The sequence below is a fragment of the Kineococcus sp. TRM81007 genome (assembly GCF_022669155.1).
GTDB lineage: Bacteria > Actinomycetota > Actinomycetes > Actinomycetales > Kineococcaceae > Kineococcus.
Genome location: NZ_JALBVB010000023.1, coordinates 99,254 through 124,334 on the forward strand (window position 1 = coordinate 99,254; position 25,081 = coordinate 124,334).

The following is a 25,081-nucleotide window of genomic DNA, read 5'->3' on the forward strand; positions in this document are numbered from 1 at the left end:
GGCGTCGTCGCTCGCGAGCGCCGGTGGCCGCGGTGGTCGTGGTCCTGGCGGCCGGTGCGGCCCACGCCCTGGCGACGCCGGAGCCCCGGGCCCGGCGGGTCGGGTGCGGCGAGACGATCACCGCTGACGTCCGCCTCGCCGCCGACATGAGGTGCCCCGGGCCCAGCGGGCTGGTCGTGGCCGCCGACGGCGTCGAGGTCGACCTCGACGGTCACGAGATCACCGGCCCCGGTCTGGTGGTGGGCCGCTCCGCCGCCGCCCACGGGATCTCGGTCGAGGCCCACGACGTCACGGTCCGCGGCGGTCGCGTCGCCGGCTGGGACGTCGGCGTCCGGGTGGGGTGGGGCAGGTCCCCGCGCAGCGCGGCGCTGGTGGGCGTGCGGCTGGAGTCTGACGGGGTGGGTGCCGTCGTCGCCGACGGGAGTTCCCTGTTCATCACCACGTCCCTGCTCCGCGGCAACAACACGGGCGTCACCGCACAGGGGCAGTTGGCCATCCACCGTTCGAGGGTCGAGGAGAACTTCACGGGCGTGGCCGTCCAGTCCGGCGAACCCGGAGGGCCGTTCACCCTGCGGGACAGCGTCGTGCAGCGCAACAACATCGGGGTGATGTGCCACCGCCCGGGTTTCCTCGTCGAGCGCAGCACGTTCACCTTCAACGACACCGCGCTCCTCGCGAGCGGCTGCCGGCCGTCGGTGGTGCGGGGCTCCGCGTTCGACCGCAACGGCGACCACCTCTGGCTCGACCAGCCCGACGACCTCGTCGTCGTCTGCACGTCGTTCACCCTGCGCGGCGGTCCGGAGGAGGTCCCGGTGCGGCCCTGCGGGGCTCGGTCCGGGTGGTCGCCGGGAGCGGGGGGAGCCGGCGAGGGGTGAGGACGGGAGGTGGACGTCACCAGCACGGGCCCCTTCTGTCCATCGCTGTAATCGCCCGTCTCGCTGGTCGCTCGTACGCGCGCACCCGGTCGTGCCTGCACCGCCTCGCGGAGCACGGGCTGCTGCTGGCCGAGGACACCGGGCCGGCCGTCCTGTACCGCTTGAACCGCCACCACGTGCTGGCCGGTGCGGTGCTCCAGATCGCCGTCGCCGGAGATGCAGTGGACGAGTGGCTCTCCCGGCGCCTCGCCCAGTGGTCGCCGGCGCCCCGTGCAGCCGTGCTCTTCGGTTCGTGGGCGCGCGGCGAAGCCGGCCCCGGCAGCGACGTCGACCTGCTGCTCGTGCGCGACGACGACGTCGACCCCGACGGGCCGTGGGGTGAGCAGGTGCACCGCACGGGAGGGGACCTGGAAGCGTTCACGGGCAACGCGGTCCAGTTCGTGCAGTTGACCGGCCGTCAGCTCGCCCAGGCGGTCGACCAGGAGCAGCCGCTCGTCACCGGTCTCCGCGCGGACGGTCGTGTCCTCCTCGGTCCTGCCCTGCAGGTGCTCCTCCGCGCGGGTACGCGGTCGTGAGCACTCGGAGCACCCGTACCGGTGCGTGCACCGCGGGGGAGGATCGGATCAGCGAGCGGTGGCGGTGAAGCGCTCCGGCCGGAACGGCTCCAGCAGCGCCACGCGCTCGCCCAGCACCTCGCGGGCGGTGAACTCCCCGAGCACCAGCCCGAGGGTCGCACCGCTGTGGGTGAACAGCACGTGCAACCCGGGCACCTCGCGCAGCTCGCCGGCGACGGGCTCGCCGTCGCCGGGGATCGGCTTGGGCCCCACGCCCCGGCGCGCCGCCTCCAGGCGGGGGTTGCCGGCCAGGACCCTCGACGCCTCGTCCAGCAACCCGGTGACCGTGGAGCCGCGCACCTCGAACTCGCCGTCGCCGCGCACCACGACCTCCTGCTCCGACCAGCCGGAGTCCAGCACGAACGTGCCGTGCGGGGTGGGGCGGATCGCCACCCGCGGGGTGTTCAGGACCGCGCGCAGCGGGTGCTCGATCCGCTGGGTCTCCAGCAGCAGCGAGACGGGGGAGGACTCCGGCAGGTGCACCGCCAGTCCAGCGAGGTCGCGCGGCACCCGCGGACCCGTCGCCCACACCACCGCGTCGGCGGCGAACGTGCGCCCCGAGGCGGTCGCCACACCCGTGGCGCGGCCACCGGTGAGGACGGGCCGGGCACGGCCGGTGCCGGTGTGCACCTCGCCGCCGGCGGCGCGCACCTGCTCCAGCAGCGCCTCCACGAGCAGCGGCAGGTCCACCCACCCCTCGCCCGGGTTGAACACCGCACCCTCCTCGGCGACGGCGGTGACGTCCACACCGGGGGCCCAGGCGGCGACCTCGTCCCGGGAGAGCCACACCGAGTCGTAGCCGATCGAGAGCTCGTGGGCGTGGCGCTCGCGGTGGCTCTCGCCCGGTGCGGCCCACGTCAGGCCGCCGTCGAAGCGGACCCGGTCGCTGAGACCCGTGCGGGCGGCGAACGTGCGGTAGCGGTCGAGGGCGACGGTGCGCAGCCGGTGGTACGCGTCGCTGCGCGCGCCGGCGGAGTTCAGCCAGGACAGCGAGCGCCCGCTGGCGCCGGAGGCGATCGCCGCCTCGGTCACCAGGTCCACGCGGGCGCCGGCGCGGACCAGGTGCGCCGCGGTGGACGCGCCCAGGACGCCGCCACCGACGACGACCACGCGCGGGGCGCCGGGGCGGGCGGGACGAGCGGGGAACGCGGTGCTGACGGTGCTCACCACCCCATCCTGCCCCGGTGCGACACCCGCTCCGCCGCGCCTCCTCCCGCGGTGATCAAGGAAGTGGCAACTTCCTNCCGCGGGGACGGGGTGGGGAGGGCGGGGTGGGGGTGGGGTGGGGTCAAGCGCCGGTGGTGGGGGTGTGCAGGACCCCGTCGACGCGGCGGGGGATGCCGGTGAACCCCTCGGTCAGCTCGGCCGGCAGCACCTCGTCGGGAGCGCCCTGCCACGTCACCGGCCGCAGGAACCGGCGGATCGCGCTGGTGCCCACCGAGGTGTGCTGGGAGTTCGTCGAGGGCCAGGGGCCGCCGTGGTGCTGCGCCCACGACACGGCCACCCCGGTGGGGTAGGCGTCGAACAGGATGCGCCCGGCGTGGTCGCGCAGCGCCCGCGCCACCGTGGCCGGCAGCTCCGTCTCGCCCTGCCCGCGCTGCACCGTCGCCGTCAGCGAGGACGGCACGCCCTCCAGCGCCGCGAGCAGCTGCTCCTCGCCCTCGTAGCGCACCACGGTGCTCACCGGGCCGAAGCACTCCTCCGTCACGCCGTGCGGGAGGTCCGCCGCGTCCGCCGACAGCAGCAGCGGCACCGCGGTGAAACCCTTCGCGCCCTGCGGCTGCGCGCCGCGGGCGATCTCCTTCACGCCCGGCAGCTGCGCCAGCTCGGCGCTGGTGCTCCCGTAGGTGTTCGCGATGCCCTCGTTGAGCAGGACCTGGGCGGGGGCCTGCGCCACGGCGGTGGTCATGGCGTCGACCACGGCGTCGCCGTCCTGGCCCGCGGGGACGAACACCAGGCCCGGCTTGGTGCAGAACTGACCCGCGCCCAGGGTGAACGAGGCCACGGTCTGCTCGCCGATCTGCTGACCGCGCTCGGCGGCCGCGGCCGGCGTCACCACGACGGGGTTCAGGCTGCTCAGCTCGCCGAAGAAGGGGACGGGGTCGGGGCGGCCCTCGATGATCTGCAGCAGCGCCTTGCCGCCGCGCACGGACCCGGTGAACCCGACGGCCCGCACCGCCGGGTGCGCGACGAGGTCCGCGCCGGCCTGCTGGCCGTGCACGATCGCCAGGGTGCCCTCGGGGGCGCCGAACTCCCGCGCCGCCGCGACCAGGACGTCGAAGACGAGCTGCGAGGTCGCCGGGTGCGAGCCGTGGGCCTTGACGATCACGGGGCAGCCCGCGGCCAGCGCCGAGGCGGTGTCGCCGCCGGGCACGGAGAACGCCAGCGGGAAGTTGCTGGCGCCGAACACCGCGACCGGCCCGATCGGCAGGAGCATCCGCCGCAGGTCCGGGCGCGGGCCCATCGGGGTGTCCCCGGCGTGGTCGATCGTGGCCTCCAGGTAGGAGCCCTCGCGCAGCACCTCGCCGAACAGGCGCAGCTGGTACGCGGTGCGGGTCAGCTCGCCGTTCAGCCGCCCCGCCCCCAGCGCGGTCTCCCGGTCGGCGATCGCTACGACGTCCTCCCGGCGCGCCTCCAGCGCGTCGGCCAGGGTCTCCAGCAGGGCGGCGCGGCGCTCGCGGCCCATCTCCTCCAGGGCGGGGGCGGCGGACAGCGCCGCCTCGCACAGGGCCGCGACCTCCTGCGGGCTCGTCTCGGCGGCGACGACCTCCACGGCCTGGCCGGTGCGGGGGTCGGTGCTGACGACGTCGGTCACGGGGTTCCTCCTCGGTGTTCGGGTGGTCAGCGCTGCAGCGCGGGCCGCTTGGGGTCGAACGTCCAGCCGGGCAGGATCGTTCTCATCGCGGCGGCGTCGTCGCGGGCCCCCAGGCCGTGCTCGACGTGCAGCTCGTGGGCGGCGTCCAGCGCGTCGCGGTCCAGCTCGACGCCCAGGCCGGGCCGGCGGGGCACCTGGATCGCACCGCCCTCGATGCGCAGCGGCTCGGTGGTCAGCCCCTGCCCGTCCTGCCAGATCCAGTGGGTGTCCAGGGCGGTGATCGACCCGGGTGCGGCGGCGCCGACGTGGGTGAACATCGCCAGGGAGACGTCGAAGTGGTTGTTGGAGTGCGAGCCCCACGTCAGGCCGAAGTCGTCGCACAGCTGCGCCACCCGCACCGACCCGCGCATGGTCCAGAAGTGCGGGTCGGCCAGCGGGATGTCGACGGCGTTGGAGCGGACGGCGTGCGCCATCTGCCGCCAGTCGGTGGCGATCATGTTCGTGGCGGTCATCAGCCCGGTGCGGCGGCGGAACTCCGCCATCGTCTCGCGGCCGGAGAAGCCGCCCTCGGCGCCGCAGGGGTCCTCGGCGTAGGCGAGGACGTCGTGCAGCTCGCGGCCCAGGGCGACGGCCTCGTCCAGCAGCCAGGCGCCGTTGGGGTCCAGCGTGATGCGCGCCTGCGGGAAGCGGGCGGCCAGGGCGCGCACGGCCTCGGCCTCCTGCTCGCCGGGGAACACCCCGCCCTTGAGCTTGAAGTCGGCGAACCCGTAGCGCTGCTGCGCGGCCTCGGCGAGGGCGACGACCGCCTCGGGCGTGAGGGCCGGCCGGCGGCGCAGCCGTTCCCAGTCGTCGGCGGGGTCGGGTTCGGTGACGTACGGCAGGCCGGTGGCCTCGGCGTCGGCGACGTAGAACAGGTAGCCGAGCATCGGGACGGAATCGCGCTGCTGCCCCTCGCCGAGCAGTTCGGCGACCGGCACCCCGAGGTGCTGCCCGAGCAGGTCCAGCAGCGCGGACTCCAGGGCGGTGACGGCGTGCACGGTGGTGCGCAGGTCGAACGTCTGCAGGCCGCGGCCGGTGCTGTCGCGGTCGGCGAACTCGCGCTGCACGCGGGCCAGCAGCCGGGCGTACTGCGCGATCGGCTGCCCGATCAGCAGTTCCCCGGCCTCGGTGATGGTGCGGCGGATCGCCTCGCCGCCGGGCACCTCTCCCAGGCCGGTGTTCCCGGAGCTGTCGGTGAGGATCGCGATGTTGCGGGTGAAGCACGGGGCGTGGGTGCCGGACAGGTTCAGCAGCGCGCTGTCGTGCCCGGCGACCGGCACCACCTCGACCGCGGTGACGGTGGGGGTGCGCACCGGCAGCACGGTCCCGGTCATCACTTCTGCTGCACCTTCTCGATCAGGGCGGTCAGCTCGGCCAGTTCCGAGGGGCGCAGGTCGGTCAGGGGCGGGCGCACCCGGCCGCCGTCGCGTCCCACGGCGGTCAGGCCCGCCTTGACGATGGAGACGGCGTAGCCCTTCTGCCGGTCGCGGATGTCCAGGTAGGGGATCACGAAGTCGTTGAGCATCCGGTACACCTCCACCCGGTCCTGGGCGCGCACGGCGGCGAAGAACTCCAGCGCGAACTCGGGCACGAAGTTGTACATCGCCGAGGAGTACGTGGTCACGCCCAGCTGCAGCAGCGGCAGCGCGAACGTCTCGGCGGTGGGCAGGCCCCCCACGTACAGCAGGCGGTCGCCCAGGCGGGCGTAGGTGCGCGTCATCCGCTCGATGTTGCCGACGCCGTCCTTGAGCCCGACGAGGTTCGGGTTGCGGTCGACGGCCTGCTCGACGGTGACGTCCTCCAGCACGGCGTTCGCGCGGCTGTAGACGATGACCCCGAGGTTCGTGGCGGCGCACACGGCGCTGACGTGCTCGACGAGCCCGGCCTGGCTGGCCTCGGTGAGGTACGGCGGCAGCAGCAGGATCCCGTCGGCGCCGGCGGCCTCGGCGGCCCTGGCCTGCTCGACGGCCTGCGCGGTGCCGCCGGTGGCGGAGGCCACCACGGGGACCTTCCCGCCGATCTCCTCGACCGCGACCCGCACGACCCGCTCCAGCTCCGCGGAGGTCAGCGAGAACCCCTCGCCCGTGCCGCCGCCGGCGAACAGGCCCGCCACGTCGAAGGACGCCTGCCAGGCCAGGTGCTCGCGGTAGCGGGCCTCGTCGAAGCGCAGCTCGTCGTCGAAGTGCGTGACGGGGAAGGACAGCAGCCCCGAACCCAGGCGGGTGGCGAGGTCTGCGGGGTCGAGCTGCGGCATGGCGGGTCCTCGGGTCGGTGGCAGCGCGGAGCCGGGGGAGGGGTGTCTCCGCCGACGGGCACCTCCACGGTAGGAACCTGCTCGATGCCCGTACAGGACTCTCTTCGCATCGCGGGATGCCGCCGGGGCATCACCGGGGGCCGGTCCCGGGCCCCACCACCTCCAGCACCCGCTGCAGCGCGGGGTTGCGCGAGGTCCGGGACCACAGCAGGTGCAGCTCCACCGGCTCCGGCTCCGCCGTCGCCAGCGGGACGTGCTCCACGCCGGGGACGCCCAGCCGTGCGGCCGACGCCGGCACGAAGGCCAGCCCGCGCCCGGCCGCCACGAGCCACAGCATCGTCAGCACCTGCCCGACGGTGTGCACGACGTTGCCGTGCACCACCGGGACCGAGGAGACGACCAGGTCGTAGAAGTAGCGCGCCTCGGTGGGGGAGTACATGACCACCGGCTCGTCCGCGAGGTCCCGTGCTCCCACCGGCCGGCCCAGCGCCGCCAGCCGGTGCCCGGTGGGCACCGCCACGAGCATCTGCTCGCGGTGCAGGCACCGGGCGTCGAACTCCTCGGCGTCGAAGGGCGGGCGGGCCAGGCCCAGGTCCAGCTCCCCGTGGCGCAGGGCGTCCAGCTGCGCGCTGGTCACCGTCTCGTGCAGGTCCAGGTGCACCTCGGGCAGCTCCCGGCCGACGGTGTTCAGCAGCGCGCCCAGCGGCCCGTAGGCGGCGGCGGCGGTGAACCCGAGGTGCACCACTCCGCGCGCGCCGGAGGACACCCGCCGCGCCGTCACCGGGGCCGACTCGGCCAGGGCCAGCAGGCGGCGCGCCTCGGGCAGGAACGCCGCCCCGGCCGCGGTCAGCTCCACGCGGCGGTTGTCGCGCGCCAGCAGCTGCGCGCCCACGGCGCGCTCCAGCTTCTGCACCTGGCGGCTCAGCGGCGGCTGGGTCATCCGCAGCCGCTCGGCGGCGCGGCCGAAGTGCAGCTCCTCGGCGACCGCGACGAACCCGCGCAGCTGCTCCAGCGTCATCGCCATGCCCGGACGGTATCGCCCGGGGCGCCCCCGGTCGGCCGGTGCTCCTTGACCAGCGGCCGGAGGGGACCTAGCGTCAGCGGGGAGCCCATCGAAGCGCTTCGACTGGGTCGTGGCGGCGCCCCGGTGGCCTCGCCGCCGAACCACCGCGCCCCAGGAGGACCCGTGACCACCCCCGAACTCCCGACGTTCCCGCCCGGCTTCGTGCTGGGCGCGGCGACGGCCAGCTACCAGATCGAGGGGGCGGTCGCCGAGGACGGGCGCACCGCCTCCGTCTGGGACACGTTCAGCCGCACCCCCGGCAAGACACTGGGCGGTGCGACCGGCGACGTGGCGTGCGACCACTACCACCGCTACCGCGAGGACGTCGCCCTGCTGGCCGACCTCGGCGTGGACTCCTACCGGTTCTCGATCGCGTGGCCGCGCGTGCAGCCCGGCGGGCGCGGACCGGTCAACCCCGCGGGCGTCGGCTTCTACGACCGCCTCGTCGACGAGCTGCTGTCCCGCGGGATCGACCCCGCCGTGACCCTCTACCACTGGGACCTGCCGCAGGAGCTGGAGGACGCCGGCGGCTGGCGCACCCGCGACACCGCCCACCGCTTCGCCGAGTTCTCCCGCCTCGTCGCCGACGCCCTCGGCGACCGCGTCACCCGCTGGATCACCCTCAACGAGCCGTGGTGCGCGGCGTTCCTCGGGTACGCGAACGGCCACCACGCGCCCGGCGCGCAGGAGGGCACGCCCGCGCTCGCCGCCGCCCACCACCTGCTGCTCGGGCACGGCCTGGCCGTGCCGCAGCTGCGCGAGGCCGGCGCCCGCGAGGTCGGCATCACCCTGAACCTCGACCAGGTCACCCCCGCCAGCGACTCCGAGGCCGACCGCGCCGCGGCGCTGCGCGCGCTCACCCACCACAACCTCGTGTGGACCGAGCCGCTGCTCGCCGGGCGCTACCCCGACTCCGAGCGCGAGACGTGGGGGGAGCTCGCCGACGGCTCCTACCGCCGCGACGGCGACCTGGAGGTCATCGGTGCCCCGATCGACTTCCTCGGCATCAACTACTACACGCCCGCCGTCGTCGCCGCCGCCCCGCACGACGAACCCGACCCGGCGAAGCGCACCGCGATGGACATCGGCACCCGCCAGGTGGAGCGCCCCGAGCTGCGGCACACCACCATGGGGTGGCCCGTGGACCCGCCGTCGCTGGGCCGCCTGATCGCCGACGTCACGCAGCGGTACCCGGACTGCCCTCCCCTCTGGATCACCGAGAACGGCTCGGCGGAGACCGACGCCGTCGGCGAGGACGGCGTCGTGCACGACACCGACCGGGTGGAGTACCTCGCCGGGCACCTCGCCGCCGTCGCCGAGCAGATCGAGCGGGGCGCCGACGTGCGCGGGTACTACGTGTGGTCCCTCATGGACAACTTCGAGTGGGCGTTCGGGTACGAACGCCGGTTCGGCATCGTCCACGTCGACTACGACACGCAGGTGCGCACCCCCAAGGACAGCTACCGCTGGTTCCAGCGGCTCACCGCGGCGCAGCGCGCCGCCCGCACGGACGCGACGGAGGTGTCGGCGTGAAGTTCTCCGACGGTTACTGGCTCTCCCGCCCCGGGGTCCACCCGCAGTGGGCCGCGCACGCCCGGCGCGTGGAGACCGGGGACTCCACGGTGCGCGTCGTCGCCCCCGTGCAGCGCATCCGGCACCGCGGCGACACGCTCAAGGGCCCGGTGCTCACCCTCGACTGGTCCGCACCGGCCGAGGACGTCATCGCCGTGCGCACCACCCACTTCGCCGGCGGCGTGCGCCGCGGACCGGACTTCGAGCTGACCACCACCCCCGAGAGCCCCGGCCGCACCGAGCGCGACGGTTCCCTCGTGCGGCTGACCTCCGGGCGCCTGGTCCTGGAGCTGGACACCGACCCCGAGGCCCCCTTCGCCCTGCGCTTCACCGGGGACGGCCGGCCGCTGACCAGCGCCGGCGCCAAGGGCACCGGCATCGTCACCACCGACGACGGCGAGCACCACACCGTCGTCCAGCTCGACCTCGGTGTCGGCGAGCACGTCTACGGGTTCGGCGAGCGCTTCACGCCGTTCGTCAAGAACGGGCAGGTCGTCGACGTCTGGCAGGCCGACGGCGGGACCGCCACCGAGCAGGCGTACAAGAACGTGCCGTTCTACCTGTCCGACGCCGGGTACGGGGTGTTCGTCAACCACACCGGGAAGGTGTCCTTCGAGGTCGGCTCGGAGAGCGTCAGCACCGTGCAGGCCAGCGTGCGCGACCAGGAGCTGGAGTACCTGGTGGTGTACGGGCCCACGCCCAAGGAGGTCCTGGCCAAGTACACCGCCCTCACCGGCCGCCCCGCGCTGCCGCCGGCGTGGTCGTTCGGGCTGTGGCTGTCCACGTCGTTCACCACCGACTACGACGAGGCCACCATCACCTCGTTCATCGACGGCATGGCCGAACGGGACATCCCGCTCAGCGTGTTCCACTTCGACTGCTTCTGGATGCGCGAGTACCAGTGGTGCGACTTCCAGTGGGACCCGGAGGTGTTCCCGGACCCGGAGGGGATGCTGAAGCGCCTGCACGAGCGGGACCTGCACGTCAGCGCCTGGATCAACCCGTACATCGGGCAGGCGTCCCCGCTGTTCCAGCCCGCCGCCGAGGCCGGGTACCTGCTGCGCCGCGCCGACGGGTCCGTGTGGCAGTGGGACCTGTGGCAGCCCGGCATGGGCGTGGTGGACTTCACCAACCCCGACGCCCGCGCCTGGTACGCCGACTGCCTGCGGCCCCTGTTGGCCTCCGGCGTGGACTGCCTGAAGACCGACTTCGGCGAGCGCGTCCCGCTGGACGTGGTGCCGTTCGACGGTTCCGACCCGGAGAAGCTGCACAACCACTTCGCGCAGCTGTACAACCGCACCGTCTTCGAGCTGCTGGAGGAGGTCCGCGGCCGCGGGGAGGCCGTCCTGTTCGCCCGCTCGGCGACCGCCGGCGGCCAGCAGTTCCCGGTGCACTGGGGCGGGGACTGCGACTCCACCTACCCGTCGATGGCGGAGAGCCTGCGCGGCGGGCTGTCGCTGGGCCTGTCGGGTTTCGGGTTCTGGAGCCACGACATCGGTGGGTTCGAGGGCAAGCCCGACGACGACCTGTTCACCCGGTGGCTGGCGTTCGGGTTGCTGTCCTCGCACAGCCGCCTGCACGGCAGTTCCTCGTACCGGGTGCCGTGGGTCTTCGGCGAGACCGCGGTGCGCGCCGCGCGCGACTACGCACGGCTGAAGATGCAGCTCATGCCGTACCTGTACGCCGCCGCCGTCGAGGCGCACGAGAACGGCACGCCCGTCATGCGCCCGCTGCTGCTGGAGTTCCCGCAGGACCCGACCGCGGCGTTCCTGGACCGGCAGTACCTGCTGGGCCCCGACCTGCTCGTGGCACCGGTGATGTCGGCGAGCGGGGAGGTGACGTACTACGTGCCGGAGGGCGCGTGGACGCACCTGCGCACCGGTGAGGTCGTGCAGGGGCCGTGCTGGCGCACCGAGACGCACGCCCCGGACAGCTTGCCGCTGCTGGTGCGGCCCGGTGCGGCGCTGGCGTGGGGTGCGGTCGCCGACCGGCCCGACTACGACTACGCCGACGGCGTGGAGCTGCTGCTGTTCCCGCCGGCCGCGGACACCACCGTGACCACCACCGTCCCGGACACCACGGGCGCGGTCGCGGCGACGTTCACCACCACCTGGCGCGACGGCGTGCCGAGCGTGCGGGCGGACACCGCGAAGCCGTGGCGGGCGCTCGTCGTGCGCGGCGCCGAGCGCACCGAGGTCGCCCGCGGCTGACCCGTCACCACGACCCTCCGTGATCCCGCACGGGTGAGGGTTCACCCGNCCCGTGCGGGATCACGGAGAGGGGTCGAGATCGTGGAGGGGGTGCCGTCAGCGGGGGCGGGGGGAGCGGTGCTGCACCGGCGGTCGGACCGCGTCGGGGGCCGGCAGCACCACCGTGCGCTCCCGCGCGACCGCGCTCCCGGCGGCCCCGGGCACCGGCAGCGGCCCGGGTCGCGCGTACAGGAACCCCTGCACCATCGCGACCCCCAGGCGCTCCAGGACCTGCGACTCCCCGGCGTGCTCCACGCCCTCGGCGACCAGCCCCGCCCCCACGTCGGCGGCGAACCGCACCAGGGAACGGGTCAGGGCCTGGCGCACCGGGTCCACGTCGACGCCCCGCACCAGGCTGGTGTCGATCTTGATGGTGTCCGGGCGCAGCTGCAGGACGTGCCGGAAGCTCGCGTAGCCGGCACCCGCGTCGTCCACGGCGATGCGCACCCCGCCGGCGCGCACCCGCGCCACGGCCGCGACGAGGGCCGGGTAGTCCGTCACCTGGGTGTGCTCGGTGATCTCGGCGACGACCCGGCGCCCGGTGGCGGTGGCGCGGGCGGCGTGGTGCAGCAGCACCCCCTGCACCTCCGGGTCCTGCAGCGCCTCCGCCGACAGGTTCACGTTCAGCGCGGTCCCCTCCGGCACCCGGTGCAGCTGCTCCAGGGCGGCGCGCGCGGCCAGCAGTTCCAGCGGCACGCCCAGCCCGACGCGGGTGGCCGCCGCGAACGCCAGGTCCGGGCGGGGGAAGCTCGGCGAGCCGAACCGCGCCAGCGCCTCGTGGGCCACGAGGCGGCGGTCGGCCAGGCGCAGCACCGGCTGGAAGAGGATCCGCACGTCGCCGTCGTCGAGGACGCGCTGGACCTCCCGGCGGGCCTCCGCCTCCGCGCGCCGCTGCAGCGCGGTGGGGCTGGTGAGGTGGTCGCTGACGAGGTCGGCGACCAGCCCCAGGTAGCGGGCGGCGTCCAGGCCCAGGTGCGGGCCCGGGCCGCGGCTGAGGCAGCACAGCATCCCCATCACCGCACCGGCCGCGTCGTGCAGCGGGGCGCCCACGTAGGAGCCGATGCCCAGGCGCGCCGTGACGGCCAGGTCGCGGGTGCGCGGGTCCCGTCGCGCGTCGGGGACCACGGGCGGCAGGTTGCCGGCGAGCACCCGCACGCAGAACGACTCCTGCAGCGGCGGGGCATCGCCCACCCCGACGTGCATGCTCGCGCCGTCCCCGCTGAGCGCGCTGATCCGCTGGCGGTCCTCGGTGAAGTGCGAGACCCACCCGATGTCCATGCCCAGGTGGACGCGCGCCAGGTCCAGCAGTCGCTGCACCTCCGGGCCCTCCCCGGCGCCGGCGGGCGCGCACGAGCGCTGAGCTGGTGGACTCCCCACGCGGCCTCCTCGGGTGGACGTGCTCCGCACGCCCGGACCCCGGCAGCGCGGACCCCCAGTGTGCCGCTGCGTCACCGAGTCGTCACGGGAACAGGTGTTCTCGGGGCCGTGGGTCAGCGGGCCGCGGGGCGGTGGACCGTGAACTCCGTCTCCGCCTCCACCGGCGCCGACGTCGCGCCGAACGCGCGCACCGCCACCCGGTACGCGTAGCGCCCCGGGGCTGCCGGGCTCGCCGCGGTGAACCGGGCGGCGTCCCCGTCGTCGCGCACCGGGGCCGGGCTGACCACCCGCCACGCCCCCTCGCCCCGCCGCACCTCGAAGACCGGCGCCTCGTCCTCGGCCGGGACCGGGTGCAGCAGGAACTCCACCGTGCCGGTGCGGGGGTTGCGCACCTTCAGCCACCCCGCCGGGCGCGGCGCCACCACGACCTTGCCGTCCGTCGCGGTCGGCTTGTCGGAGCAGGCACCGGCCACGCAGACGCTCGCCCGGTACGTGTACGACCCCGCGGCGGCCGGTCGCGGCACCAGCACCGCCGGCACCTCGCCCGTCCCCGGCGCCACCGGCACCGGCACCCACGCCGACCTGCCGCGGCGCACCTCCACGACCAGCTCCTCGCGGGCCAGGTCGACGGCGCGGCCCGGCGTCAGCCGCACCAGGCCCTGACCGGGCAGGTCCTCCACGCGCAGCCCGCCCAGCCGCGCGGGCGCGACCAGCACCCGGGTGCGGTCGGTGCGGGCCGGCGACGCGGCGCCGCCCGCGGTGACGGCCGCGCGGTACGCGTACGAACCGGGCTCGACGGGACGGGCCACCTCGACCGCCGACGCCCCCGCCGCGGCGGCACCACCCGGCACCGGCACCCACGCGCCGCCGTCCCGGCGCACCTCCACGACCACCGACTCCACCGCGGGGTCCAGCTCGCGCCCCAGGTCCAGCACGACCACCCCGGCGCCGGCGTCGTCGCTCACGGCCAGGGAGGCGGGCGGTGCGGGTGGGACGAGCACGACGTTCACCGCGTCGGCGCAGGCCTCGGAGACGACGCCGTGCCGCGCGCAGGCCACCCGGTACGCGTACCGGCCCGGCACCGCGGGGCGCGCCAGGGCGAACCGGTCGCCCGCGCCGGCCACCGGCTGCGGCGCACCGGCCGGGCGCCAGGTCCCGTCGCCGCGGCGCACCTCGACGACCAGCGACTCCGCCGCCGCGTCCGGCTCCCGGCCCAGGACCAGCTGCACGACGCCCTGCCGCGGCCGGTCCGCCACCGTCAGCGACACCGGGGACGCCGGCGCGGACACCTGCCGCGGGCGGTCCACGACCGTGCCCGACAGCGCCGCGGGAGCGAGGGCCCGCGGCGCCAGCGCCCGCGGGCGCCCGGCGCGGCGCAGCAGCCGCAGCGCGCCCCCGGAGCCCGCGGCCCGGCGCCCGGCGGCCCGGCCCGAGCGCACCAGGACGCGCGCCACCGAGGTCGCCGTCCCCACCGAGGCCAGCGACGAGCCGCTGACCTGCCCGAAGGCCACCAGGCGCAGCAGCCCGACGGCTCCCCGGCCCAGGCCACGCTCCAGCAGGGACTCGCGCACGAACGCCAAGGTCGTTCCCTCCGCAGGTGTCGGGTGCCGGCCCGCCGGTTCCCCGGGCGGTCCGCCGACCCATCGACACGGCGCCGGGGCACCTGAGCCGATCGGGTGACCCGGCCGCGGTTCCCGCCGGGCCGCAGCGGGTACTGCCCGCGCGGCGGAGCGCGCACGGCCGCCGGACGGGCGGACGAGGAGGACACGGGTGGGGGGCAGCACGGGCAGCGCGCGCGCGCGGGTGGACGCGGTCGGGGCGCGGCGGCGCGGGCAGGAGCGCGGCGGCCCCTGGGCGTGGCTGGTGCCCACCGCCGTGGCCATCGCGGTCACCGCGTGGCGCTACGACGCCAAGCCCCTGTGGCGCGACGAGGTCTACACCCTCGCCACCGCCGAGCGGGACTGGGCGGTGATGCTGCGCGGGCTGCGGGTCACCGACGCCGGCATGGGCCCCTGGTACGCGCTGGTGCACCCGTGGGTGCAGGTCTCCCGCGACGAGGCGTGGCTGCGGCTGCCCGGCGCCGCCGCCACCGTCCTCGCCGCCGCGCTCGTGGGCCTGACCGCCGCCCGAGTGCTGCGCGCCGGCTCACCGGGCGGTGCCCGCACCGTCGCCGGCGTCGTCGCCGGCACCGCGTTCGCCCTCACCCCCGTCGTCGTCGACCACAGCCAGGAGGCACGCCCCTACCCCGTGGTGCTGGCGTGCGTGGCCGCCACCGCGTACGGCGTGCTGCGCGACCGGGAGGCCCCGCGCCGGCGGTGGCTCGCGCTGTGGGTCGCCGGCTCGGTGCTCGCCGCCGCCCTGCACGTCATCACCGGCGCCCCCGCCGTCGCGGCGCTGCTCGCGGTGGCGCTCGCCCTGCCCGGCAGCGCCTCCCGGCGCCGGGTGCTGCTGGGGTCCCTGCCCGCCGCCGCGGTGACCCTGGCCATGCTCGCCGTCGGGTTCTCGCAGGCCCCCGGCCGCATCGCCGACGACTTCCCCCTGCTGCGGCAGACGCTGCGGCTGTCCTCCGCGTACGCGGGCGGCGCCCTGGCCGTCCTCGCCCTCACCGCGCTGTGCCTGGCCGGGGTCGTGCACCTGCGCCGCGACCGCGCGGTGCTGCTGCTCCTGCTCGCCTGGGCCGCCGCCCCCGTCGCCGCGCTCGCCGCCTCCGCCGCCGGCGGGCAGCTGTTCGCCCAGCGCTACGCCGCCGCCACCGCACCGGCGCTCGCCGTGCTCGCCGGTGCCGGGGCCGGCGCCCTGGCGCGGCGGCTGGGCACCGGCTCGGCCCGGGCCGCCGTCGCCGTCCTCGCCGCGGGTGCGATCGCGCTGGGCCAGGCCGCCCACCTCGTGCAGGCCCGCCAGCGCCCCTACGTCAGCGAGGACGTGCCCGCCGCCGCCGCCGTGCTCGCCGAGCGTGCCCGGCCCGGCGACGCCGTCGTCCTCCTCGGCAACACCACCCGCCCGCACCTGCGCTACTACCTGCCCGACGGCACCCCCCTGGACGACGCGCTGCTGGCGCGCGACACCGACGTCAGCGTCTCGATCGGCGGCGACGACCTGCCCGACGACCAGCGCGCCGCCGCCCTCGCCGGGCACGAGCGGGTGTGGCTGGTGGGGGTGCTGCTGGACGCCCCGTGGGAGGAGGTGTTCGCCTCCTGGGTGGAACCCGCCCGCACCGGGCGGACGATGACCCTCGACGCCGAGTTCGGGCAGGTGCGCGTGGAGCTGTGGGAGCGCTGAGGCACCCTCAGGTCCCGGCCCGGGCGCGCACCCGCTCCAGGTCGGCCTCCACCAGCCCCAGCAGCACCAGAGCCACCACCAGGCCGGCGAGCGCCGCGAACTGCGAGGCGGCGAACAGGAACACCTGCGTCACCAGCAGCGAGGTCAGGGCGGAACGCTCGAACGACTCCACCACCGCCCGGCGCCCCGCGCGAGGTGCCCGCACCAGCCCGGCGAGCGCGAAGGCCACCGCCCCCGCACCCCCGGCGAGCACCCCGGCGAAGGAGAGACCGACGTCACCGCGCTCCGCCCACAGCCCCGCCGCGACGAGCGCGGCGCCCGCCGCCTGCAGCAGCAGGCACGCCCCCATGAGCGGCAGCGCCCAGCGGGTGGTCGCCAGCCGGTCGAACAGCTCCCCGACGCGCACCCACAGGTGCTCCAACCGGTGCGGCACCGCCGTCGGGGACGGTTCCACCCGTGACAGCAGGTCGTGCAGCTCCCGCGCGGCGAAGTGCCCGTCGAGGCGCTCCAGGGTGCTCAGCACCTCCTCGCGCCGTCGCCGCGGCAGGTGGCCGGCGATGCCGTCCACGAGGACGTGCGCGGCGTTGGCGACCTCCTCGTCCTCCTCGAGGGGGTGGCGCGCGCGCCACTTCCCCGAGCCCACGACCAACGCCACGAACACCACGTACATGATCGCCACGGCGGGTTCGTAGAAGTAGTCGTTGTCGGCGGTGACGAACTTGCCGACCTCGTCGATGAACAGGCCGAACCCCGCACCGCCCAGCAGCGCCGCCACGGGGCGCGGCGCCCGTCCCACGTAGCTCAGCTGCAACGCCATCGCGACGAGCATGAGCAGCCCGCCGGGCAGGACGTGCGCCACGTGCAGACCGGTGTCCCCGCCGATCTGCGGGTAGCCCGTGAGCGCGAGGAACAGCCGGGTCAGCAGGATGGTGGAGACCGCCGCCACCACGAACGTCGTCAGGTGCCGCCCGCTCTTCTCGCTGCGCACCAGGTCCAGACGCACGGCAGAGCTCAGGCGGGACACGGACCGACGGTACTGAGCGGTGTGCTGGTGCGCCGCTCGGGGCGCCGGGGGATCAGGGGGTCGAGGGGCTCAGGCCGCCGGGTCCGCTGGAGAGCACCGCCGCCGCCAGCGCCCTCGTCGCCGGGCGGTCGGCCGTGCGCGGGTTGCGCAGCAGCACCAGGTCGATCTGGCCCAGCTCCGGCAGCCGGTGCTGCGGGCCCAGCCGCGTCAGCTGCACCGGCACCAGGGAACCCGCCAGGCAGGAGACGCCCATGCCCGCCACGACCGCCGCGATGAGGCCGTTCACCCCGCGGCACACGCACGCGCTGCGGTACCCCAGCCCCGCCCGCTCCAGCGCCTCCTGCATCGCGCTGCCGCTGAGCGTGGGGGCGGGGTACACCACCAGCGGCACCGGTTGCGACAGGTCCAGGCGCGTGGACGGGTTGCCCACCCACACCAGGCGCTCGCGCTTGACGAGCTGGCCCTCGCCGGAGCCGCGGGGCCGCTTGCCGATGAAGACGTCCAGGCGGTCGTTGCCCAGCCGCCGGTGCAGGGTGCCGGACTGGTCGACGGTCAGCTCCAGGTCCACGCGCGGGTTCTCGGCGCGGAAGTCGCGCAGGATCTGCGGCAGCCGGGTCAGCGCCAGGTCGTCGGACATGCCGATGCGCAGCCGCCCGCGCGGGCGCTCGGCCGCGAAGTACGCCGCGGCCTGCTCGTGGGAGGTGAGGATCGATCGGGCGAAACCGATCATCGCCTCCCCGTCCGGGGTGATCGCCACCGAGTGCGTGTCGCGGCGCACCAGCGTGCGGCCCGCCGCGAGCTCCAGCTTGCGCACGTGCTGGCTGACGGTGGACTGGCGCACGCCCAGGCGGGCGGCGGCCTGCGTGAACGAGTGGGTCTGCGCCACGGCGAGGAACGAGCGCAGCTGCACGGGGTCGAACCCCGGCCCCTGGACGACGCTCACGACCGCCTCCTCCTCATCACGACACGTGATGACTGATAGTCACCCTATCGCCGTGCGATCTCGCCGCCGGGCCCGTGATGATGGTTCCAGGAAACCGCATCCCGAAGGGCTGATCGTGACACCGCCGGCCGCCGCCGAAGCGTCCCCCGACGCCCCACCCCCCGCCCGCACCGGCGCCACGTTCGCCGCGCTGAGCGTGCCCAACTTCCGCGTGTACGTCAGCGGGCAGGCGTTCGCCAGCACCGGCGTCTGGATGCAGAACATCGCCCTGGACTGGCTCGTGCTGCAGCTCACCGGTTCCCCGGCGGCGGTGGGGATCACCATGGCCCTGCAGTTCCTGCCGATCCTGCTGCTCGGCATGCACGGCGGGATGATCGCCGACCGCTACCCCAAGCGGAACATCCTGCTCGTCACGCAGGGCTGCAGCGCCGCCGTCGCCACCACCCTGGCCGTGCTCACCCTCACCGGGCGCATCACCGTCGGCGCCGTGTACCTGCTCGCCCTCGCCGGTGGCCTCGTCGTCGCCCTCGACAACCCCACCCGCCAGGCGTTCGTCGGGGAGGTCGTGCCCGCGCAGCACCTGCGCAACGCGGTCGCGCTGAACGCCGCCACGTTCCAGACCAGCCGGCTCGTGGGCCCGGCGGTCGCCAGCCTGCTCATCGGCACCGTCGGCACCGGGTGGGCCTTCGCCGCGAACGCCCTGTGCTACCTCGGCCCCACCGTGACCCTCGGGTTCTTCCTGCGCACCTCCGAACTCGTCCGCACCCCGCCGTTGCCGCGCGCGAAGGGCCAGTTGCGCTCGGCCCTCCGCTACGTCGCCGAGCGCCCCCACGTGGCGTTCACGATCCTGCTCGTCGGCGTGTTCGGCACGTTCGGGCTGAACTTCCCCGTCGTCCTCACCGCCATGGCCGACGAGACCTTCGACGGCGACGCCGGCCTGTACGGGCTGTTCAACATCGTCCTGGCCGTCGGTTCCATCGCCGGCGCCCTCGTCGCCGGGGGCAGGACGAGCACGCGGCTGCGCACCATCCTCCTGCTCGCCGCCGCGTTCGGCCTGGCGCAGACGGCCGCCGCGTTCGCGCCGAACCTCGGCGTGTTCGTCGCCGTCCTCGTCGTCATGGGCGTGACGAACCTGGCGTTCCAGGCCATCGCGAACTCCTCCGTTCAGCTGTGGGTGGACCGCGAGTACCGCGGGCGCGTCATGGGTCTGTACGTGCTGGTGTTCATGGGCGGCACCCCGCTGGGCGGGCCGCTGATCGGGTGGATCACCGAGCACGCCGGGGTGCGCACCGGCATGGCCGTGTGCGGGCTGCTGCCGCTGGCCGTGGCGTTCGCGGTGGCGGCGGTCCTGGCGGTGCGGCCGGTGCGGGCGCGTCGCAGGGAGGCCGCCCTCGCCGCCTGACCCCGGCCGGCGTCGCGGGGTCCACAGGCGCCCCGGGCGCCGGGCCCGGGCCGCCCCTGTGGACGGGACCCGCTGAGGGCGCCCCCACCTCCCTACGTTCCCCGCGACCGGGGAGGTGCGGGTGGGCGGGCAGGCGGGTGCGGCGGTGGCGCCGGGGGTTCCGACGGAGCTGTCGGTGCTGTCGCCGGTGGCGGCGGACGACGCCGCGCGCACGGCGCGGGCGGTGGCCGGCGCGCTGGCCGGCGCCGTGGTGGACGTCGACGCGGCCCGGCGCGGCGGCGGCTGGTGGGGCCCCGCGCGCGACGGCTTCGACGAGCGCCTGGGGCGCCTGTCCGGTGACCTGGAGCTGCTGACGCGCACCGCCGCCGCCGGTGCCCGCGTCGTCGAGGAGCACGCCGCCGAGCTGGGGATGCTCGCCGGGCGCCTGCGCACCGTCGACACCGCCCTGGAGGCCGCCGAGCGCCGCACCCGCGACCCCTCCCTGGACCTCACCGGCTCCCACGGCGCCTGGGCTGAGCTGGAGCACTGGCGGGCCAGCCGCGCCCGGCTGGTCGCCGACCACGACGAGTCCTCCGTGCGCCTGGCGCAGCGGCTCCTCGCGCTCGTCGACGACGTCGCCGGCCGTCCCCGCACCCTCGGCGAGCACGTCGGCGACGCGGTGCGCACCGTCGTGGCCGAGGGCGCCGCCGCCGCGTACGCCGCCGCCGGGTGGGCGTGGGACCCGTCCGGCTGGGCCTCGGGCGTGCGGGCCGCGCCCGGCGCGGCGGTGGACGCCCTGCTCGACCCCGCCGGCACCGCGGCAGGCGCCCTGCACCTGGACGACGCCCGCGACGGGCGCTGGGGTGCGGTGGCCGGCGGTGCGGCCGCCGCCCTGGCCGGCCGCGGCGCCGGGCGCGCCGCCGACGAGCTGCTGCCCGGTGGGCACCTCCCGGACGACCGACCTCGCGACGCGGACGGCAGGCTGCTGCCGCAGACGCTGGACGAGATGCTCGCCGGGGTCGACCTCGAGCGCAGCGAGGGGCCCGGGCGCGGGCACACCCTGGAGAGGCACGTGGACGTGGACGACGAGTACCTGCGGCAGCGGCTGACGCTGGGGACGCTGGACCGGGACAGCGGTGAGCGCGGGAAGGTCCCGGACGCCGCTTCGAGGTGGGCCGACCTCCAGGCGGCCGAGCGGACCACCACCCAGGCCGTGCGCGAGAACGAGGCCCGGGTGCGGCAGACGCTCGCCAGGGGGAGCGTCGTCACGCTGAGGGTGCCGGTGGACGCCTCGGCGGGAACGGTCCTCGTCCGGGACGGGACCGGCTTCCGCGAACTGCCTCCCGAGCACGCCGTCGTCGTGCTGCGGCGCGATCCCCACGGGGTGCCCCACGTCCTGACGTCCTACCTCGACAGGAGGAACCGCTCGTGACCGAGGACTCCTGGGACGAACTGCTCACCACCGCGCTCGGCCACGACATGGACCTGATCGCCACCACGTCGCCGCGCGAAGCGGTCGAGCGGGAGCTCACCGCCGGCGGCCCGCCGCGCGCCGCCGCCTCCCTCGCCCTCTGGCGTCGCGCCACCGCCGGCGTGACCACCGAGGAGGCGATGCGCGCCGTCGCCCACGACCTCGGCGCAGGCACGTGGGACCCGCCCGACGGCAACTCCTGGCTGACCTGGATGGCCTGGTACGGCGAGCGGTTGCGCGAGGCCGCGGAGGACCCCGCGACGATCCTGTCGCCCGGCGCGGTGCCGGAGTGGCCCTACCCGTGGAGGGTGCGCGACTCGGCCGCCGTGAGCGGGGACTCGCTGCGGCACGCGGTGCACGTGCTCACCGGCCGGCACCGCGAGGAGGTGCGCGACTGGCTGGCCGACCCGGACGCCGGCAGCCGCCTGCACCTGGTGGGCGACGTCGGTGCCGTCGTCGGGCAGGCCGTGCGGCGGGCGCCGCTGCTCGAGCGCGGCGTCGTCGCCTCCGGGGTGGTGACCACGCGCGCCGCGGTGGTGCTGCGGCGCCTGGACGCCGGTGGGGGCGGACCAGCGTGGGAGGTGGCCTCCGTCCACGCCGCCGAGCCGTGGGAGCACCCGATGGCCGTGACCTGGCGGCGGGAGCTGCCGGCGCTGACGTCCTTCCTCGGCGGCTGGTTCAACGCCTCCGACCTGGCCGGCGAACCCGGCCGGGACGAGTGGCGGGCACTGCGCACCGAACCGGTGGCGTTCCTGGACCGGGTCGCCGCCGAGGTGCCGCGGTTGCTGGCCCGCAGCGACCTCGACCTGCCCGCCGCGGTCGAGGCGCTCGGCTGCTACGCGGAACCGCCCCACCTGCGCCGGTGGCTGGGGTGGCTGGCCTGGCGGATCCAGCGCTTCGACTGGAGCTGACGGGGGCGGCGCACCGCGGCGAGCGCGGCCAGCACCTCCCGCGGGGCGAGCAGGGCGACGCCCGCGCCGTGCAGCAGCTCCAGCTCCCGCCCGGCCAGCTCGGCGGCCACCGCCGCCGGCAGCCGCAACCGGCCCGGGTCGGTGCCGTCGCGGGCGGCGGCGCGCAGCGGTGGGCACACGCGCACCGCCCGCGCCAGGCCGGCGCGCAGCGCCTCCAGCGCGAGCGGGTCACCGGTCAGCTCCCCGATGCGCAGCGGGGCGGCACCGCCCACGGACAGGGTCACGTCCACGCACCAGCCATCCGCGGCCGACCCGCCCAGCAGCAGCACCACCCGGGCCGTCGCCGCGGCCGGTGCGGGCAGCCGGTCGCGGCGCAGGTGCGGCAGCACCGCGGCGGCCACGTCGTCGACGACCTGCTGGGCGCCGAGGGCGGGCCGGTCCCCGTCCGGGCCCACCGCCGAGCGCAGCACCGCGGGCAGCGTCGCCGCCCACCGGCGCCGCCACCGCAGCCCCGGCCCGCCGCGCCCGGCGGGGTCCGCGGCCGCGAAGGCGGCCAGGTCGCGCACCAGCGCGGCCAGGCGCAGCACCTCCCGCCCCGGCACCAGCAGCCCGCCGCCGGACCGGCCGGACCGGCCGACCCGGCGCAACGCGTCGACGCTCACCGCCAGCGCCGGGGCAGTGCACGGCAGGTGCACCACGGCCAGCTCCACCGGCGCGGGGTGCCGGCGCGGCACCGGCACGCGCGCGAACGCGTCCGGCCCGGGCACCGGCACCCCGTCGCGCGCCGGCACCAGCGCCGGCACCCACCGCGTCGGTCCCGCCAGCACCGCGTGCAGCGCCTCGCCCGCCAGGCCGGAGCGCAGCAGCTCCACCCGCTGCCCACCGTCCAGGGCCGCCGGGTGCACCCCGCCCGGTGCCGTGCCCGTGCCCCGCTCGGCCGGGGGGCCGCCGCGCTCCACCCACCACAGCAGCCGCGCCGGCCGCACCCACAGCGCGTGGACCACGCCCACCGGCGCCGTCGCGGCCCGGTGGGCGGCGGCGGTGCGGGGGAGCATGGGGTCATCGTGGGCCCCGCCCCCGACACGGAGCGCGCAGGCCTGTGAGGTCGCGGGGAGGGTTGACGGTCAGTGGTGAGGGCAGGCTAACCTTCCCGCCGTGAGCGACCCCGTCCCGCCGCCCGCACCCCCGGCCGGGCCGGCCGGTGCGGCGCCCGCCCCCGAGCACCTGGGGCGCATCGCCCGGGCCCGCACCGGCACCAGCACCGCGAAGGTCGGCTACCCCGTCGGCGTCCGCGAGCTGCAGGTCCTGCGCACCCGGACGCTGGGCACCGGCCTCGTGCGGCTCACCCTCGGCGGCCCGGAGGTCGAGGGGTTCGAGAGCCACGTGCCCGAGGAGCACGTGCGCCTGGTGTTCCCCGACGAGCACGGTGAGCTGCGCCTGCCCCGCCGCGAGGGGACGTCGCTGCGCTGGCCGCGCCCGCTGCCGGTCTCCCGCGAGTACACCGTGCGCCGGCACGACCCGGTGGCCGGCGAGGTCGACGTCGACCTGGTCCTGCACCCCGGCGGCGTCGCCTCCCGGTGGGCGGCGGCCGCCCGCCCCGGCGACCGCGTCCACGTCGCCGGCCCACCCGGCGGCCACGTCGTCCCCGGGCACTACGACCGGTACCTGTTCGCCGGCGACCTCACCGCGCTGCCGCAGATCGCGCGCTACCTGGAGGAGCTGCCCGCGGGCACCCCCGGCTGGGCGTTCGTCGAGGTGGCCGGCCCCGGGGAGGAGATCGAGCTGACCGCACCCGACGGGTTCACCGTGCAGTGGGTGCACCGCGGGGACGTGCCCGCCGGCCACGGCGACGCCCTCGAGAGGGCGCTGCGCACCGTGCGCCTGCCCGAGGGCGAGCGCACGTTCGTGTGGATGGCCGGGGAGGCCGGCGTCCTGAAACCCCTGCGCCGCTGGGCGCGCCACGAGCTCGGCGCCGACCCGGCGCACTGCCGCGCCACCGGCTACTGGAAGCGCGGCGTCGCCGACTTCGACGACGAGCACTGAGCCCCCCGGTACCCGCGCCCCCCGCCCCCCTTCCACCGCCCCCCTTCCACCGCGCCCGCGCACCGCGGTCGCGCACCGCCCGCCCCAGCCCCCCACAGGAGACCGCATGCCCTCGTCCACCCCCACCCGCCCCCGCGCCCCGCGACGGGCGGTCCTCGCGGGTGCCGGTGGCCTCGCGCTCCTGGCGCTCACCGCCTGCTCCGGCGGCACCGGCCGGGCCGCCGAGCCCGCTCCGGCGGCGGCGACCTCCACGCCCCCCGCCGCGCGGACCGTCACCACCGAGCAGGGCACCGTGGAGGTCCCCGGCGACCCTCAGCGCATCGCCGTGCTCAGCGGCAGCCTGGCCGGGTACCTGTTCGCCCTCGACGCTCCCGTGGTCGCCACCGACACCCGCGTGCTCGGCGTCACCGACCTGCAGGGCGGGTTCCCGCCCGCGTGGGCGGACGAGGCCACCGCGCAGGGCACCACCGCCCTGCCCGCGGGGGAGGAGCTGAACGTCGAGGCCGTCGCCGCGGCCCGGCCCGACCTCATCATCGGCGGCGGCCAGGGCATCACCGCCGTGCAGGCGCAGGAGGCGTACGAGCAGCTCAGCGACATCGCCCCCACGGTGCTGGTGCCGGCCGGCACCACGAACTGGCAGGAGCAGCTGGAACTGGTCGCCGAGGCCACCGGCCGCACCGACGGCGTCGACGAGATCGTCTCCGCCTACGACGCCCAGGTCGAGCAGGTCCGGTCCTCCATCACCGTGCCCGACGGGAACGCCGTGTTCCTGCTGTCGCTGCCCGTCGGCAAGCCGTTCGTGATCCCCGCCGACGCGGCGCTGCCCGCCCTGGCCGAGGAGGTCGGCTTCACCCCCGACGACGTCCTCACCAAGGCAGGCGACCCCACCCTGTACGGCAGCGGCGACTCCTTCGAGGTGAGCCCGGAACTGCTCGGGCAGGTCGCCGACGCCCCCGTCGCGTTCGTCGTCGCCCTCGGCGGGCCCAGCGCGCAGGAGCTCGCGCAGGACCCGGTGTACGCGGCGCTGCCGGCGTTCCGGGACGGGCAGGTGCACGAGCTGCCCGCCACGAGCTACCGGCCCGACCACGACGGCGCGGTGGACGCCCTCGAGGCCATCGCCGAGCAGTTCGGCGCGTGAGGGCCCGCCCCTGAGCGAGGGGTGGCGTGCGGG

General features: G+C 76.3%; 20 protein-coding genes. 10 read left to right on the forward strand and 10 right to left on the reverse strand.

All coding sequences use genetic code 11. The features are described 5' to 3' along the window. Positions 1 to 23: 23 nt before the first annotated feature. Both MN205_RS01200 and MN205_RS01205 read left to right on the forward strand, forming a co-directional pair. The gene (locus tag MN205_RS01200; RefSeq protein WP_242123515.1) at positions 24 to 875 is read left to right on the forward strand and encodes a hypothetical protein; all 852 of its coding nucleotides are present in this window, start codon (positions 24 to 26) and stop codon (positions 873 to 875) included. Further along, positions 872 to 1,450 carry a nucleotidyltransferase domain-containing protein gene (locus MN205_RS01205; protein ID WP_242123517.1) on the forward strand — a complete coding sequence of 193 codons (579 nt, stop codon included), beginning with the start codon at positions 872 to 874 and terminating at the stop codon, positions 1,448 to 1,450. Before MN205_RS01200 ends, MN205_RS01205 begins: the two co-directional genes overlap by 4 nt. 48 nt (positions 1,451 to 1,498) lie before the next feature. Here MN205_RS01205 and MN205_RS01210 read toward each other — a convergent pair whose 3' ends face one another. The 5 genes from MN205_RS01210 to MN205_RS01230 all read right to left on the reverse strand — a co-directional run bounded on the left by MN205_RS01210 (position 1,499) and on the right by MN205_RS01230 (position 7,621). Continuing rightward, positions 1,499 to 2,656 (reverse strand): FAD-binding oxidoreductase, encoded by a 1,158-nt coding sequence (locus MN205_RS01210; protein ID WP_242123519.1) that lies wholly within the window; start codon positions 2,654 to 2,656, stop codon positions 1,499 to 1,501. A 121-nt stretch (positions 2,657 to 2,777) separates the two neighbouring features. Then, on the reverse strand, positions 2,778 to 4,304 hold the full coding sequence (locus MN205_RS01215) for an aldehyde dehydrogenase (NADP(+)) (protein ID WP_242123521.1): 1,527 nt from the start codon (positions 4,302 to 4,304) through the stop codon (positions 2,778 to 2,780). A 26-nt stretch (positions 4,305 to 4,330) separates the two neighbouring features. Beyond that, positions 4,331 to 5,677: an enolase C-terminal domain-like protein gene (locus MN205_RS01220; RefSeq protein WP_242123523.1), complete on the reverse strand. Its 1,347-nt coding sequence runs from the start codon at positions 5,675 to 5,677 to the stop codon at positions 4,331 to 4,333. Next, positions 5,677 to 6,597 (reverse strand): 5-dehydro-4-deoxyglucarate dehydratase, encoded by a 921-nt coding sequence (gene kdgD, locus MN205_RS01225; protein ID WP_242123525.1) that lies wholly within the window; start codon positions 6,595 to 6,597, stop codon positions 5,677 to 5,679. The genes MN205_RS01220 and kdgD overlap by 1 nt, the downstream gene beginning before the upstream one ends. 130 nt (positions 6,598 to 6,727) lie before the next feature. Then, a complete protein-coding gene (locus MN205_RS01230; protein ID WP_242123527.1) occupies positions 6,728 to 7,621 on the reverse strand; it encodes a LysR family transcriptional regulator in 894 nt (297 codons plus the stop codon). 162 nt (positions 7,622 to 7,783) lie between these two features. On the opposite strand from MN205_RS01230, the gene MN205_RS01235 reads away from it, so the two are divergent. Both MN205_RS01235 and yicI read left to right on the forward strand, forming a co-directional pair. Then, positions 7,784 to 9,193, forward strand: a complete 1,410-nt coding sequence (locus MN205_RS01235; RefSeq protein WP_242123529.1) for a GH1 family beta-glucosidase — start codon at positions 7,784 to 7,786, stop codon at positions 9,191 to 9,193. Further along, positions 9,190 to 11,442: an alpha-xylosidase gene (gene yicI, locus MN205_RS01240; protein ID WP_242123531.1), complete on the forward strand. Its 2,253-nt coding sequence runs from the start codon at positions 9,190 to 9,192 to the stop codon at positions 11,440 to 11,442. The genes MN205_RS01235 and yicI overlap by 4 nt, the downstream gene beginning before the upstream one ends. Before the next feature lie 96 nt (positions 11,443 to 11,538). Here the strand turns inward: yicI and MN205_RS21390 are convergent, their stop codons facing one another. Further along, a complete protein-coding gene (locus MN205_RS21390) occupies positions 11,539 to 12,858 on the reverse strand; it encodes an EAL domain-containing protein (RefSeq protein WP_242123533.1) in 1,320 nt (439 codons plus the stop codon). Positions 12,859 to 12,971: 113 nt separating this feature from the next. Then, complete coding sequence (locus tag MN205_RS21395; protein ID WP_308220217.1) at positions 12,972 to 14,429, reverse strand: hypothetical protein; 1,458 nt, start codon at positions 14,427 to 14,429, stop codon at positions 12,972 to 12,974. A gap of 199 nt (positions 14,430 to 14,628) precedes the next feature. Between MN205_RS21395 and MN205_RS01255 the strand changes: the two genes are divergently transcribed. After that, positions 14,629 to 16,137: a hypothetical protein gene (locus MN205_RS01255; protein ID WP_242123535.1), complete on the forward strand. Its 1,509-nt coding sequence runs from the start codon at positions 14,629 to 14,631 to the stop codon at positions 16,135 to 16,137. A 7-nt stretch (positions 16,138 to 16,144) separates the two neighbouring features. Here MN205_RS01255 and MN205_RS01260 read toward each other — a convergent pair whose 3' ends face one another. Both MN205_RS01260 and MN205_RS01265 read right to left on the reverse strand, forming a co-directional pair. Beyond that, positions 16,145 to 17,161, reverse strand: coding sequence for a hypothetical protein (locus MN205_RS01260; protein ID WP_242123537.1), 1,017 nt, complete (start codon positions 17,159 to 17,161; stop codon positions 16,145 to 16,147). Between the two features lie 52 nt (positions 17,162 to 17,213). Continuing rightward, a complete protein-coding gene (locus tag MN205_RS01265; RefSeq protein WP_242123538.1) occupies positions 17,214 to 18,104 on the reverse strand; it encodes a LysR family transcriptional regulator in 891 nt (296 codons plus the stop codon). A gap of 115 nt (positions 18,105 to 18,219) precedes the next feature. Between MN205_RS01265 and MN205_RS01270 the strand changes: the two genes are divergently transcribed. The 3 genes from MN205_RS01270 to MN205_RS01280 all read left to right on the forward strand — a co-directional run bounded on the left by MN205_RS01270 (position 18,220) and on the right by MN205_RS01280 (position 21,867). After that, positions 18,220 to 19,506, forward strand: a complete 1,287-nt coding sequence (locus tag MN205_RS01270; RefSeq protein WP_242123540.1) for an MFS transporter — start codon at positions 18,220 to 18,222, stop codon at positions 19,504 to 19,506. Positions 19,507 to 19,627: 121 nt separating this feature from the next. After that, positions 19,628 to 20,917 (forward strand): RNase A-like domain-containing protein, encoded by a 1,290-nt coding sequence (locus MN205_RS21400; RefSeq protein ID WP_242123542.1) that lies wholly within the window; start codon positions 19,628 to 19,630, stop codon positions 20,915 to 20,917. Further along, entirely contained in the window at positions 20,914 to 21,867 is a 954-nt protein-coding gene (locus MN205_RS01280; RefSeq protein ID WP_242123544.1) for a hypothetical protein, read from the forward strand. The genes MN205_RS21400 and MN205_RS01280 overlap by 4 nt, the downstream gene beginning before the upstream one ends. Here the strand turns inward: MN205_RS01280 and MN205_RS01285 are convergent. Next, positions 21,792 to 22,922 (reverse strand): hypothetical protein, encoded by a 1,131-nt coding sequence (locus tag MN205_RS01285; RefSeq protein ID WP_242123545.1) that lies wholly within the window; start codon positions 22,920 to 22,922, stop codon positions 21,792 to 21,794. The two genes, MN205_RS01280 and MN205_RS01285, sit on opposite strands and share 76 nt — an antisense overlap. 169 nt (positions 22,923 to 23,091) lie before the next feature. Here MN205_RS01285 and MN205_RS01290 point away from each other — a divergent pair, with 169 nt between their 5' ends. Together MN205_RS01290 and MN205_RS01295 are read left to right on the forward strand one after the other, a co-directional pair. Beyond that, positions 23,092 to 23,910, forward strand: coding sequence for a siderophore-interacting protein (locus MN205_RS01290; protein WP_374115803.1), 819 nt, complete (start codon positions 23,092 to 23,094; stop codon positions 23,908 to 23,910). A 106-nt stretch (positions 23,911 to 24,016) separates the two neighbouring features. Then, on the forward strand, positions 24,017 to 25,048 hold the full coding sequence (locus MN205_RS01295; protein ID WP_242123549.1) for an ABC transporter substrate-binding protein: 1,032 nt from the start codon (positions 24,017 to 24,019) through the stop codon (positions 25,046 to 25,048). The last annotated feature ends 33 nt before the right edge of the window (positions 25,049 to 25,081 follow it).

Excerpts from the sequence above, each read along its gene's own strand:
- MN205_RS01220 (WP_242123523.1), bottom strand. The coding sequence starts at position 5,677 with ATGACCGGGACCGTGCTGCCGGTGCGCACCCCCACCGTCACCGCGGTC.
- MN205_RS01295 (WP_242123549.1), top strand. The coding sequence starts at position 24,017 with ATGCCCTCGTCCACCCCCACCCGCCCCCGCGCCCCGCGACGGGCGGTC.
- MN205_RS01230 (WP_242123527.1), bottom strand. The coding sequence starts at position 7,621 with ATGGCGATGACGCTGGAGCAGCTGCGCGGGTTCGTCGCGGTCGCCGAG.
- MN205_RS01285 (WP_242123545.1), bottom strand. The coding sequence starts at position 22,922 with ATGCTCCCCCGCACCGCCGCCGCCCACCGGGCCGCGACGGCGCCGGTG.
- kdgD (WP_242123525.1), bottom strand. The coding sequence starts at position 6,597 with ATGCCGCAGCTCGACCCCGCAGACCTCGCCACCCGCCTGGGTTCGGGG.